At 60.8% G+C, this 12,312-nt stretch carries 11 protein-coding genes; 6 read left to right on the forward strand and 5 right to left on the reverse strand.

Annotated features, from left to right (window positions below; all coding sequences use genetic code 11):
• The first annotated feature begins 17 nt into the window (after positions 1-17).
• A complete protein-coding gene (locus CQ012_RS10935; RefSeq protein ID WP_105662176.1) occupies positions 18-1,064 on the forward strand; it encodes a diacylglycerol/lipid kinase family protein in 1,047 nt (348 codons plus the stop codon).
• Positions 1,065-1,129: 65 nt separating this feature from the next.
• On the opposite strand, the gene pheA is transcribed toward CQ012_RS10935, so the two are convergent.
• Both pheA and CQ012_RS10945 read right to left on the reverse strand, forming a co-directional pair.
• Positions 1,130-2,053, reverse strand: a complete 924-nt coding sequence (pheA, locus tag CQ012_RS10940) for a prephenate dehydratase (protein WP_105662177.1) — start codon at positions 2,051-2,053, stop codon at positions 1,130-1,132.
• Complete coding sequence (locus CQ012_RS10945; protein ID WP_105658642.1) at positions 2,050-2,376, reverse strand: rhodanese-like domain-containing protein; 327 nt, start codon at positions 2,374-2,376, stop codon at positions 2,050-2,052. The genes pheA and CQ012_RS10945 overlap by 4 nt, the downstream gene beginning before the upstream one ends.
• Positions 2,377-2,443: 67 nt before the next feature.
• Between CQ012_RS10945 and CQ012_RS10950 the strand changes: the two genes are divergently transcribed.
• Together CQ012_RS10950 and CQ012_RS10955 are read left to right on the forward strand one after the other, a co-directional pair.
• A complete protein-coding gene (locus CQ012_RS10950; protein ID WP_105658643.1) occupies positions 2,444-3,790 on the forward strand; it encodes an amidase in 1,347 nt (448 codons plus the stop codon).
• Between the two features lie 52 nt (positions 3,791-3,842).
• Complete coding sequence (locus tag CQ012_RS10955) at positions 3,843-5,300, forward strand: peptide MFS transporter (protein ID WP_105658644.1); 1,458 nt, start codon at positions 3,843-3,845, stop codon at positions 5,298-5,300.
• A 63-nt stretch (positions 5,301-5,363) separates the two neighbouring features.
• Here the strand turns inward: CQ012_RS10955 and CQ012_RS10960 are convergent, their stop codons facing one another.
• Positions 5,364-5,702: a DUF4190 domain-containing protein gene (locus CQ012_RS10960; protein ID WP_105658645.1), complete on the reverse strand. Its 339-nt coding sequence runs from the start codon at positions 5,700-5,702 to the stop codon at positions 5,364-5,366.
• A gap of 56 nt (positions 5,703-5,758) precedes the next feature.
• Between CQ012_RS10960 and pgm the strand changes: the two genes are divergently transcribed.
• Positions 5,759-7,357 carry a phosphoglucomutase (alpha-D-glucose-1,6-bisphosphate-dependent) gene (pgm, locus tag CQ012_RS10965; protein WP_105662178.1) on the forward strand — a complete coding sequence of 533 codons (1,599 nt, stop codon included), beginning with the start codon at positions 5,759-5,761 and terminating at the stop codon, positions 7,355-7,357.
• Here pgm and CQ012_RS10970 read toward each other — a convergent pair.
• Both CQ012_RS10970 and CQ012_RS10975 read right to left on the reverse strand, forming a co-directional pair.
• Positions 7,354-8,802, reverse strand: coding sequence for an amino acid permease (locus CQ012_RS10970; protein WP_105662179.1), 1,449 nt, complete (start codon positions 8,800-8,802; stop codon positions 7,354-7,356). The two genes, pgm and CQ012_RS10970, sit on opposite strands and share 4 nt — an antisense overlap.
• A 79-nt stretch (positions 8,803-8,881) precedes the next feature.
• Positions 8,882-10,315 (reverse strand): aldehyde dehydrogenase family protein, encoded by a 1,434-nt coding sequence (locus CQ012_RS10975; RefSeq protein WP_105662180.1) that lies wholly within the window; start codon positions 10,313-10,315, stop codon positions 8,882-8,884.
• 89 nt (positions 10,316-10,404) lie between these two features.
• Here CQ012_RS10975 and CQ012_RS10985 point away from each other — a divergent pair, with 89 nt between their 5' ends.
• Both CQ012_RS10985 and CQ012_RS10990 read left to right on the forward strand, forming a co-directional pair.
• The gene (locus CQ012_RS10985; RefSeq protein WP_146112956.1) at positions 10,405-11,934 is read left to right on the forward strand and encodes a hypothetical protein; all 1,530 of its coding nucleotides are present in this window, start codon (positions 10,405-10,407) and stop codon (positions 11,932-11,934) included.
• Positions 11,931-12,299 carry a GntR family transcriptional regulator gene (locus tag CQ012_RS10990; protein WP_105658650.1) on the forward strand — a complete coding sequence of 123 codons (369 nt, stop codon included), beginning with the start codon at positions 11,931-11,933 and terminating at the stop codon, positions 12,297-12,299. The genes CQ012_RS10985 and CQ012_RS10990 overlap by 4 nt, the downstream gene beginning before the upstream one ends.
• The last annotated feature ends 13 nt before the right edge of the window (positions 12,300-12,312 follow it).

A 12,312-nucleotide genomic window follows, 5' to 3' on the forward strand; every position in this document is an offset into this window, starting at 1 on the left:
AGTACGATGAGAGCATTATGCAGACAAATCGTGTGATCGTTTTCTCTGCCGTGGCTGCTGCAGCTGCCGCCGCGGCGACCAGTTGGTATTCGGTGCGCAAGCTTTCGAACTACAGCAAACCGCTGATCAAGCAGCCCGAAGCGGCTGAACAGGCAGCGGCTACCAAGGTGGCCCTGGTCATCAATCCTTCCAAGTCAGGTGCTGACGAAGCAAGGGAAGCCGTGGTCCGCGTCTGCGCTGAAGCGGGCCTGGAAGCACCGCTGGTCCTTGAAACGACCAAGGACAACGCCGGCCAGGATGCAGCCCGTGAAGCACTCGATGCGCAATGCGACACAATTATTGCCGCAGGTGGCGACGGAACCATCCGCGCCGTCGCGGAAGTGCTCGAAGGCACCGGCGCATCCCTGGGAATCCTGCCGCTGGGCACTGGCAACCTGCTGGCCCGCAACGTGGATATTCCGCTCGATGACCTGCACACCGCGGCGCTGGTGGCAGTGCGCGGGATGGTTCGCCGGATCGACGTCGGGCACATGAAGCTGCAGCTGCTGGACGGCAAGGAGGCGGATCATGCTTTCCTGGTCATCGCCGGCGTGGGCACCGACGCCGACCTGTTTGACGACACCAACGAAGAGCTGAAATCCAAGGTCGGCTGGCTGGCCTACTCGGAAGCCGGCCTGCGCCAGTTGCTGGGCCAGCGCAAGAAGGTCAGCTTCAAGCTCTCGGGCGACGAGAGCTGGCAGACCCGCAAGGTCCGTTCGGTGCTCTTCGCCAACTGCGGAAAGCTGCAGGGCCTGGATTTCGTGCCCGACGCCAAGATCGACGACGGCGTGCTCGACGCAGTGATCCTTTCTCCCCGCTCGGCCGCCGGCTGGACCTGGATCCTGCTCAAGACCGCATTCCGCGCCAAGAACAAGATTCCGGTGATGAGCTTCTACCAGACCTCTGGCGTGTCGCTGCGTTGCGATGAGCCGATGAATACCCAGATCGACGGGGACCCCACCGGCCAGGTCAACGAACTGCAGGTGTCCGTGAACCCGAGCGCCCTGCGCCTGCGCACCCCGTAGCGCATGCCGAAGGCCCGGCCGATTTCCCCTTGCGGGGAGCTAGGCCGGGCCTTCGAGCTGCCTGCTTAAAGCCGGTCGCGCAGCGACTGCACCCAGGCACGGGCTTCACTGAAGGCCGCATCTGAATTATGCGTATCCACGGCCGGCTCCAGGCCTTGGGCGGCTGGGTAGGAACCGAGGAAGCGCAGCTGCGGGGACAGCCGGTGCAGCCCCGACAAGGCGGCGGCAACGCGTTCCTCGGCCACGTGGCCTTCGATATCGACGGAGAAGAAGTACTCGCCCAGGCTCTTGCCGGTAGGACGCGATTCGATGCGCGAGAGGTTCACGCCGCGCGCGGTGAATTGCTCGAGGATTTCCATCAGCGCACCGGGACGGTCCTCGGGCAGCGGCAGGATCAGCGTTGACTTGTCCACGCCGGTAGGCTGCGGAATCCTTCCCGGACGAGTCACGAGGATGAAGCGGGTCACCGCGCCGATATTGTCCTCGACCCCGCTGGCCAGCACCTTCAGGCCGCGCTCTTGGGCTACCAGCGGAGAGCAGATCGCCGCATCATGCGGCGGTTCGTCCTCTTCGAGAGCCAGGGCGCCGGCTGCCGTGGAAGAAGCCGGGGTGAATGCGGCCCCGGGAATATTCGCTTCGGCCCATAAGCGGCACTGCGCCCAGGCATGCCCGTGGGTGGAGATCTGCCTGATCTGCTCCAGCGAGTCGATGCCGGGGCGTACCGCCAGCACGAAAGTGATCGGAATCAGGATTTCGGAAACAATCTGCAGGGCTTCGCCCTGCGCAATGGCGTCCAAGGTGGCCGAAACGCCGCCTTCTACCGAGTTCTCGATCGGGACCATCGCCGCGTCCGCGGTCCCCTCGCGCACCATGGTCAGCGCCACGTTGACGTTGGAGGCCGCGATCCGCTGCGCCTCGGTAGCCCCGGGAACCTGCAGCAGGGCCGACTCGGTGAAAGTGCCAGCAGGTCCCAGATAGGCATAGTTCATCGTACGGTTGGCTCCTGGCCGTTATCCGCTTCCATTGGCAAGCCCGCTTCGATCCACGCATCGGAACCGCCGGCGACGTTGAAGGCGGTGTAGCCCATCACGGTGAGCCATGATGCGGCCTGGGCCGAACGGCCACCGGTACGGCAGATGACGTAGGTGTCTACATCCGGGTCAAGCTCGGAAATCTTCTCTGGCAAGGAGCCAAGGGGAATATGGGTTGCTCCGGCAGCACGGCCTGCTTCCCATTCGAAGTCTTCGCGCACGTCAAGGATGAAGGCATCCTTCGGGACATCATTGACCGAAACAGTCTCAAAATCGCTCACGGCTAGCATTCCTCTCACATAGGGTGTTTGCTTATAAGACTAGTCATTTCCTGCGTCGAAAGCCGACATGTTTCCCTCAAGCGCCCTGAAATTGCGAGACGAGCTGGCCCGCGGCGAGCGTTCAAGCCGCGAGGTCACCGAGCACTACCTCAAGCGCATCGAAGAGCAAGCGGACCTTGGCGCTTTCGTCCACGTGGCAGAAAATGCGATGGAGGCCGCGGCAGCGGCGGACCAGGCGCATGCCCGTGGCGACATTGGCCGCTTGCATGGGCTCCCCACCGCGTTCAAGGACCTCAATGACGTGGCCGGGATGCCTACCACCTATGGCACTGCGGCGATGCCTGCGATGGTCGCTGAACGTGATCACTCCTTGGTGGCCAGGCTGCGCGCCGAGGGCGTGGTGGTCCTGGGCAAGACGCAGGTTCCGGAATTCGGGCTGAGCAGCTATTCAGAGAACCTCGTGGCGCCCCCATCACGCAATCCCTTTGATCCCACGCGCTCGTCGGGCGGTTCCTCTGGCGGGCAGGCCGCGGCGATTGCCGCCGGCATGATTCCGCTGGGTCCGGGCTCTGATGGCGGCGGTTCGGTTCGCATCCCCGCGGCCGCCTGCGGGCTGGTAGGCCTGAAGCCTTCTTTGGGCCGCGTTCCCAGCGACATCCTTGATGGCTACACCGATCCCATGGGCGCACCGAAGCTAGCGGTTAGCGGACCGTTGGCCCATGATGCCTTGGATGCGGCTTTGCTGCTTGACGCCATGCGCGGCAAGGACCACTATCTGCCGTTGCTGCAGGGAAGCTACCCCCAGCGCCTGGACGGGCTGAAGATTGGGTACAGCATCCATTCCCCGTTTGAACCGGTCTATGAAATTACCCTGGCGCAAGAAGCCCGGGCTTCATTTGCCCAGGGCCTTGAACGCCTTGGAGAACGGCATCGCGTCCAGCCGGCCAACCTGCACTACGCCACGGACTATCCGGAAACCTTCGCGGCGGTGTGGACCAATGGGCTGAAGGACGTTCCGGTCGCGGATGATTCGCTGCTCGGCGATTTGGCAAGGGATTTCCGCCGACGCGCCGCCGACCGCTCGCTGGAACAGAGCCTGCAGGCAGGTTCGAGGTTGAAGCAGATTGCGGCCGACTTCGTGCGCCAATGGTCCGCCTACGATGTCGTGGCCACCCCTGCCATGGCCTCGATCCCGCCGAAGATCGGGCACTATACACAATCCACAGCCGATGTGGATTATATGTTGCAGTGCCAGTACACCCCCTACACTTCCATGGTGAACGTCGCCTCAGTAGCGGCCATCACCGTTCCGGTAGGCCACTCCAACGAGGGGTTACCAATGAGTATTCAGCTGATTTCCCCGCGCTCGGACGAAGGACTGCTGCTCGCGCTGGCAGCCCAGATGCAGGTGTGACCTTTCCCATATAAGTAGGTACTCGGGTGGGCAAGGGCGAAAAATATTACGTATGTCTACTGCAACAACGAGCACCAAAGCTTCCGGAAAGACCTTCTTCGGTCACCCCGGTGCGCTCGCAAGCCTCTTCAGCGTGGAAATGTGGGAACGATTCTCCTTCTACGGCATGCAGGGCTTGCTGGCTTACTACATGTACTACTCGGTCACCGACGGCGGCCTGGGCATGGACCAGGGTCTGGCTCTGTCGCTGGTCGGCGCCTACGGCGGCGCTGTCTACCTGTCCACCATCCTGGGCGCGTGGCTCTCCGACCGCCTGTTCGGCTCGGAACGCGTCCTGTTCTTCTCGGCCATCGCGATCATGATCGGCCATATTGGCCTGGCGCTCCTGCCCGGCTATGCCGGACTGGTTATCGGCCTGATCTTCGTTGCCGTCGGTTCCGGCGGCCTGAAGGCCAACGCTGTAGCCCTGGTGGGCTCCCTGTACTCCAAGGAAGATCCGCGCATCGATGCCGGCTTCTCCCTGTTCTACATGGGCGTGAACATCGGCGGGCTGCTCGGCCCACTGCTCACCGGTTGGCTGCAGGTCCAGTACGGCTTCCACATCGGCTTTGCCGCTGCCGCGGTCGGCATGGCTATCGGCCTGGGGATCTATGCCCTTGGACGCAAGAAGCTGCCGGACTCCGGCCGCATCCCAAGCAACCCACTGCCTGCCTCTGAGCGCAACCGCTATGTGGTCATCTTCGCTGCCGTGATCGTTTTGATCATTGCCGCTTTCGCATCCAAGATCGTGACTCCGGAGAATCTGGCAAGCACCATCGCCTACGTGGTGATCGCCGCTTCGATCATCTACTTCGCGTTGATCCTGCGCAGCAAGAAGGTTGACGCCACCGAGCGCAAGCAAGTCTGGGCATTCATTCCGTTCTACATCGGTTCGGCTGCCTTCTGGGCCCTGTTCCAGCAGCAGTTCACCTTCATTGCCGCTTACTCGGATCAGCGCCTGGACCGCCACCTGGGCAGCTGGGAAATGCCACCGAGCTGGGTTACCTCGATCAACCCGGTCTTCATCATCATCTTCGCCGGTATCTTCGCCGCATTGTGGACCAAACTGGGCAAGCGCCAGCCACGCACATCAATGAAGTTCGGCCTGGCACTGGTGGTTGTGGGTGCGGCCTTCTTGCTGTTCATCCCGCTGGAATCCTTCGTGAAGACCCCGCTGCTGGCGCTGGTCGGCATCCTGCTGCTGTGCACCTTTGCCGAGCTGCTGCTCTCGCCAGTGGGCCAGGCAATTGCCACCAAGCTGGCTCCGGCCGCCTTCGGCACCCAGATGATCGCCTTGTTCTTCCTGTCGGTTTCGCTGGGCACCACCCTGTCGGGTGTGCTGGCCGGCTACTACACCGAGGGCAACGAGATCCCGTACTTCATCGCCATGGGCGGCACCGCTGTTGTCCTGGGTATTGCCATGATGGCAGCTACCCCGGCCTTGAAGAAGCTGATGGGCCCGATCCTCTAAGCGTTCGAGCATGCGAAAAGCGGTTGGTTCATTTGAACCAACCGCTTTTTTCATGCCCGGGGATTATCGAAGAAGCCCTTGTGAGAAGGTCACGTTGTCGTAATACGAGTCGTAGCCGAACCCGGTTGACAATGCCCAGAAGAACCAGATGGCTACCGCATAAATGACTATGGCTAGTGCCAATCCAATCCATGAGGTAATTAGCCCGGCCAGGCTCAGGCCCCGGGAGCTGGGTTCACGCCGGTAGGCCAGGTGCCCGGTAATGACTCCGGCCAGCGGAACAAGGATAATGACAGTGAAGCCTAGCAACGACAAGATGCCAAGCACCAGGGAAGCCACCGAGAGGCCGGCGGATTCAGGCGGTCGTTGGTAGGGGTTCTGCGGATACTGGTAGTAGCTCATTTGCCTACCATTCTTCTACGAAACTGCGATAAGCGCATCAATCTGAAAGGCAATCTGTGGCACACCTCCGAGCTGGCCAGCCAGCCCAAGAATCAGACCTGATCAATTTGCAGGAGGTACTCGATGCCTACAGCACCCTGGTTCCTTCCAGCGGCAACCCCGACCAGGCCGTCATTTTCGGCACCTCGGGACATCGCGGAAGCTCCCTGAACACCACCTTCAATGAAATGCATATCGCTGCGATCACCCAGGCCGTGGTCGACTACCGCAACGGTGCGGGGATCACCGGCCCGATGTACGTGGGCAAGGACAGCCACGCACTCTCCGCGCCCGCATACCGCACCGCCCTTGAAGTTTTGGCAGGCAACGGCGTCACCGTGCTCGCCGATGACGGACTGACTCCCACTCCAGCGGTCAGCCACGCAATCCTGGTACATAACGCTAGCGGCGGCGAACAGGCCGATGGCCTGATCATCACCCCATCGCACAACCCGCCAACCGACGGCGGCATCAAGTACAACCCGCCGCATGGCGGACCGGCAGAATCCGGAATCACCGGACCCATCGCTGCACGGGCCAACGAATTGCTGGCCAGCGGAGCGGTCAAGCGCGGCGAGCCGAATGCCCGGCCCTTCGACTTCCGCGAACTGTACATCGCCAATTTGGCTGAAGTCATCGACTTCAAGGCCATCGCCGAGTCCGGCATTTCCATTGGCGCAGATCCGCTGGGCGGGGCTTCGGTGCACTACTGGGGCGAACTCGGCCGGCGATACGGCCTGAACCTCGAAGTGGTCAACGAGTCCGTGGATCCGCGCTTCGGCTTCATGACCTTGGACAAGGACGGGAAGATCCGCATGGATTGCTCCTCCGCCCATGCAATGGCCTCCCTCGTGGCCAATCGCGAGAAGTACGACATCGCGACCGGCAACGATGCCGATGCTGACCGCCACGGCATTGTCACCCCGGATGCCGGCCTGATGAATCCGAACCATTTCCTGGCCGTGGCCATCGACTACCTGCTCACCCACCGTCCGCAGTGGCCGGCTGATGCCCAGATCGGCAAGACCCTGGTCTCCTCGGTGCTCATCGACAAGGTGGTGGCTTCCCACGGCCGGACCCTGCGCGAGGTACCGGTGGGCTTCAAGTACTTCGTTGAACCGCTGGCTTCCGGCAGGGTCGCTTTTTGCGGCGAGGAATCGGCCGGCGCGAGCTTCTTGGACTTCTCCGGCAAGGCGTTCAGCACCGACAAGGACGGCCTGATGCTGGCCCTGCTGGCCAGCGAGATCCGCGCAGTAACCGGCAAGAGCCCCAGCCAGCTGCATACCGAACTGGTAGAGCGCCACGGCCCCAGCTTCTACGACCGCTTTGACGCGCCCGCAAATCGCGAGCAGAAGGCCGTACTGGGCAAGCTGGACCCATCGATGGTCACCGCTACCGAACTGGCATCGGATCCGATTACCGCCAAGGCCACGCAAGCGGCCGGCTTCCCCATTGGCGGCTTGAAGGTTTCCAGCGAGCACGCATGGTTTGCCGCGCGCCCATCGGGCACAGAAGACATCTACAAGATCTATGCAGAATCAACAAAATCACCCGAGCATCTGCAGCAGGTGCTGGCTGAAGCTCGGGTGATTGTTGATGCTGCGCTAGCTGGCTAGTTCAGCTTCGCGGTCCATGGATCGATGGCCACGGCTGGCTGCTTGCGGGTAGCCAGCCAGTGGCCCAGCCAGAGCAGCAGGAAGATCGGCAGGCCGATGTAGCTCGAAGCCATCTGCAGCAAGTTTCCATCCACGATCGCCTGGTAGTTCTGGCCGACGATCACCACGATCAGGATCACGAAAGCCAGGATCGGTCCCAGCGGGAACAGTGGCGCCTTGTACGGCAGGTTCGCGAGATCCTGCCCGCTGGCAATATATGCCTTGCGGAACTTGTAGTGGCACACCGCGATACCCACCCAGGCAATGAAGCCGGAGAGACCTGAAACGTTCAGCAACCAGGTATATGCCGAACCCTGGCCGACAATCGCGGTAAGGAAGCCGAAAAGGCCTACCGAGGCGGTTAGCAGCATTGCCGGCATGGGCACGCCGCGCTTGTTCAAGCGGGCGAAGATCTTTGGAGCCTTGCCGTCCAACGCCATCGAATAAAGCATGCGCGCAGAGGCATATAGACCGGAGTTGCCTGCGGAGAGGATGGCTGACAGGATCACCGCATTCATCAGGGCCGCGGCGAATGCTACGCCCGCACGCTCGAAGACCAGGGTGAATGGCGAGGTGGTGATATCCGATGCCTCCGAAGACAGCAGCGATGGATCCATATACGGGATCAGCATGCCAATGACGAAGATCGCGCCGATGTAGAAGAGCATGATGCGCCAGAAGATCGCCTTGATGGCGCGTGGGATATCGCGCTGGGGGTTCTCGGCTTCGCCGGCGGCCACACCGATCAGTTCGGTTCCCTGGAAGGAGAAGCCGGCAATCATGAAGACCGAGACGATGGACAACCAGCCGCCAACAAATGGCGCTTCGCCATCGGTCCAATTACTGAAGCCCGGGGTGGAATCACCCAGGATGCCGAAGATCATCGCGACACCGCAGATCAAGAAGACCACCACGGTGATGACCTTGATCGCGGCCAACCAGTATTCGCCCTCGCCAAAGGCCTTGGCGGACAGCGCGTTCAAGCCGGTGAGCAGCACCAGGAAGATGGCCGCCCAGATCCACCCCGGGGCATCAGGGAACCAGTAGGACATGATGATGCCGGCGGCTACCAGCTCGGCAGCCACGGTGATGGCCCAGTTGAACCAGTAGTTCCAGCCGATTGCGAAGCCGAAGTGGCGGTTCACGAAGACCGTTGCGTAGGTCTGGAAGGAACCAGCGACCGGAAGGCGGGCGCTCATTTCTCCCAACGACTGCATCAGGAGCAGCACCATCATGCCGATCAGCGCGTAGGCCACCAGCGAACCGCCTGGGCCAGCTTGGGCAATGGTGCCGCCGGACGCGACGAATAGTCCGGTACCAATCGAGCCGCCAATGGCAATCATCTGCATATGGCGAGCTTTGAGGCCACGCTTCAGACCGTCCTGGGACGGTGCGGGCTCAGTCATGCGTTACATCTCCTGATGCTTGAAAATTTCCAACCTATCCATCCAAGCACCCTGACAAGCCATAACGCTATGAACCGCGCTACAGTAAGCGATCAATAATCTTTCGCTTAGCCCATGAATACGGAGGATATATTGCGCTCAAGGTGTCAACTACGGTCGTTTTGTTGAGTTCCGAGCGCATCTGCGAAAGCCGTTCGAATCCATGCTTGCCGTGGTAGGCCCCCATTCCACTCGGTCCGACGCCACCAAAAGGCAGGGTTGGAACGATCATCTGGGCCAACGGAGCATTGTGCACTATGGAGCCGGCTCGCACCCGATCAGAGAAAATCGACTGCAGGCGCGGACTTTCGCTCATCAGGTAAGCGGCCAGCGGTGATGGCCGCCGGGCAATGAATTCGAGGGCTTCCTCGAAGGTTTCCACCTCGATCACCGGCAGGATAGGACCGAAAATCTCTTCGGTCATCAAACTTCCCTCGAGGTCCACATTGCGCATGATGCTCGGAGCGATGCGCAAGGTATCCTCGTCGTATTCGCCGCCGAAAACCACCTCGCCCTGCTCGAACATCGACAACAGCCGGTCAAAGTGCTTGCGGCTGACGATGCGGCCAAAGTCCGGATGGGTCAGCGGCTCCTTGCCGTAGAAGCTGGTGATGGCCTGGCCCAGGCGCCTGATGAGCTCAGACGAGTCGCCAACACTCAATACGTAATCCGGGGCCACACAGGTCTGGCCGGCATTCATGAATTTGGCGTAGGCCAAGCGCTTTGCGGAAGCCAACGAATCGTTTTCCACCACGGCCGGCGACTTTCCGCCCAGTTCCAAGGTGGTTGGTGTCAGATGCTTCGCAGCCGCTGCAGCCACGATCTTGGCCACGCGTTCACCGCCGGTGTAGAAAATATGATCCCAGCGGGCGCCGAGCAACTCCGTGGAGGTATCCACCCCGCCTTCAACTACCGCGTAGACACGTTCGTCGAGGTAGACCGGGAGGAACTTGGCCAAGGCGCCTGAGGTCGCAGGAGCCAGTTCCGATGGCTTGATCACCGCCGCGTTGCCGGCAGCAATGGCCGCGACCAGCGGTGCGAGCACCAGCTGAACCGGATAGTTCCAGGCGCCGATAATCAGCACGACCCCCAGCGGGCGCGGCTCAACCTTGGCAATGGCTGGTTGCAAAGCCAGCGGTACCTTGACGCTGGTGGAATCCATCCATTCAACGAGGTGGCGCTGGGCGAAATCTATTTCTGCCCGCACCACGTCGATTTCGGAGAATTTGGCTTCGGTGGCACTCTTGCCCAAGTCCTCGGCCAAGGCCTGGACGAAGTCTTCCAGATGCTCTTCGAGCATCTTCTCCAGGGCCTTGAGCTGCTGCAGGCGGAAGCGTCGCGGATGCGTGATCCGCGTGTCCGCAGAACGCCGCAAATGGCTCAGAACTGTTGCTATGCGCGATGGATGCTCGTCCACCGGAGGTGCGGAATCACCGACCGGTTCGGGCAACGGAGTGGAAGTAAACAGACCCATGATTTGAGCGTACGTCACTGGGACTATTTTTCATCGTTTAATTCGCCGGAGGATTCAATATGTATCAAATAGTTGATACATTGATTTCCATGAACCAGTTCTCGGCGAGCGCCATATCCATCGCTTTCGTTGCCGCAATCATCTGCGTTTGGTTGCGTTCGGTGGCGCACAGGCGTGGAACACCAGCTATCGACCGGGCCCGATCCCACTCGTTCTGGTGCGCATTGATCGCATTCTTTGCTTCAACCTCATGGGATTTGTCCGAGACCTGGCGCGTTTCAATGACCGAGCCCAATTCAGGTTCGGCTCTCGCTGAAGCACTCACTCCGGGGATCTGGGTTCTTCTGGTTTACCTCATCGGCTTGTTCACTTGGCCCAAGGAACTCCAGCCAGTGCGCACCGCTTCATTAGAGGCCCGCAGCCTGACAACTCCATTTCCCAAGGCCCTAGGGGCTTTCGTTGGGCTTTTGCTGCTGATCGCGGTCGGCTCCCTGTGGCCGGCGTCCAAAGTCGAAGGGCTCGTTGGCGTTCCGGCCTCGGAATTCACGACCTTTGATTTTGACGGCATCTATTCATACACGTCGGAGGGTCCGTATGATGGGCGGTTGCCGGGCACACAGATGCTCCCGGTATTCATCGTGGCCCTGGCAGGGATCATCGTGGCCGCGGCTGTGATTACCGTAGTTATCCTGAAAAGACCTGCCTTGGCCGGCATCTCGGTCGAAGACAACCAAGCGTTGCGCACGGTCTGGCTCAACCGCTTGATGCGCAATATCGGCATCGTCTTGCTGGCCTTCACTTTGTCGGTGGTCAATTACTCGCAGGCTAATTCGCCGGATGGACAGTACGAGTTCGTTAGCTATGGCGCCCTTGCGGTGGCCCTCACGTTGCTCTTCTGGGGACCGCGCTCTACATTCTCAGCTCAATCCACCACCAGGGAACGGACCGCCTTCTCGCGTTTGCGTGATCAACTATTCACCTTGCAATACGTAACTGCAGCACTCACCTTGCTCAGCGTTGCAATCGGCTGGTCATTCTTGCCGCTGGATGACGAGCTCCAGATGCCTACCAATGAGCGAACTACGTGGATCTTAATGATCTTTGCCGGTGCGGCTTTGAGCTATGCCGTTCTCAATGCGCTTTATCTCAGCTACGTCAGCACGGTGGCCCGGCAGGCGTCTGCAGCACCCAAGTACCACGCGCCCCTGCCCTTGTGGTCCTACATCGCCGCTGGCTTGCTGTTTGCCACCAGCACCTATTTTCTGCTCGATCCGCCGCTGGACTATTTGTGGGGCTTCGTGCCTCCAGGCAAGACAATGGTTGCAGGCTTGATCCTGCTGTTGCTGGCAACCCATCTTGGATTCGTCTGGTTCTCCCGCCGGGCAATTATTCCCTGGGCTGTCTCGTCGGCCGAAGAAATCTGGTACCGCAAGGTCCTGGAACTGCGTTCAATGCGTGTTAACACCAGTGCAGTGGTAGCCATGCTGCTCATTGGCTACGGATTCCCGGCCGGGCTGGGACTCTTTGCATTGCTCATCTTCGTTGTCCCAGCAGTCATTTTCCTAGAGCGCCCCGGTAGCGCCTTCGTGCGGGAACATCAGCCGGCAGCTACTTCATGAGCACGCAGATCAGTGTTGACCTCCAAGCAGCTACCCCGCCCTATGAGCAGATCCGCTCGCAGATTGCTTCACTGATCTCCTTGGGAGATCTGCCCTCGGGGAGCAAGCTGCCTACTGTGCGTGCGCTGGCCACGGACCTCGGCGTCGCTGCCGGTACAGTGGCGCGCGCCTACAAGGAGCTGGAAGCCGAAGAGCTGATCACCTCCCGGCGCCGTGCCGGCACAGTAGTCAACGAGCGGCCGCAGCCGGTGGATACCAGTGAAGATCTCCTGGCCGCCGTGGATCACCTCTGGGCGCTGGCGGCCGCGCAGAAGGTGGATGCGGCCACGCTCAAGGCCTTGGTGGCGCGGCGCGAGCGTAAGTAACTTGTCCTCGGAA

Source organism: Arthrobacter sp. MYb214, assembly GCF_002979865.1.
Taxonomy (GTDB): domain Bacteria; phylum Actinomycetota; class Actinomycetes; order Actinomycetales; family Micrococcaceae; genus Glutamicibacter.

Excerpts from the sequence above, each read along its gene's own strand:
- CQ012_RS10935 (WP_105662176.1), top strand. The coding sequence starts at position 18 with ATGCAGACAAATCGTGTGATCGTTTTCTCTGCCGTGGCTGCTGCAGCT.
- pheA (WP_105662177.1), bottom strand. The coding sequence starts at position 2,053 with ATGAACTATGCCTATCTGGGACCTGCTGGCACTTTCACCGAGTCGGCC.
- CQ012_RS10950 (WP_105658643.1), top strand. The coding sequence starts at position 2,444 with ATGTTTCCCTCAAGCGCCCTGAAATTGCGAGACGAGCTGGCCCGCGGC.
- CQ012_RS10955 (WP_105658644.1), top strand. The coding sequence starts at position 3,843 with ATGTCTACTGCAACAACGAGCACCAAAGCTTCCGGAAAGACCTTCTTC.
- CQ012_RS10960 (WP_105658645.1), bottom strand. The coding sequence starts at position 5,702 with ATGAGCTACTACCAGTATCCGCAGAACCCCTACCAACGACCGCCTGAA.
- CQ012_RS10970 (WP_105662179.1), bottom strand. The coding sequence starts at position 8,802 with ATGACTGAGCCCGCACCGTCCCAGGACGGTCTGAAGCGTGGCCTCAAA.
- CQ012_RS10975 (WP_105662180.1), bottom strand. The coding sequence starts at position 10,315 with ATGGGTCTGTTTACTTCCACTCCGTTGCCCGAACCGGTCGGTGATTCC.
- CQ012_RS10985 (WP_146112956.1), top strand. The coding sequence starts at position 10,405 with ATGAACCAGTTCTCGGCGAGCGCCATATCCATCGCTTTCGTTGCCGCA.
- CQ012_RS10990 (WP_105658650.1), top strand. The coding sequence starts at position 11,931 with ATGAGCACGCAGATCAGTGTTGACCTCCAAGCAGCTACCCCGCCCTAT.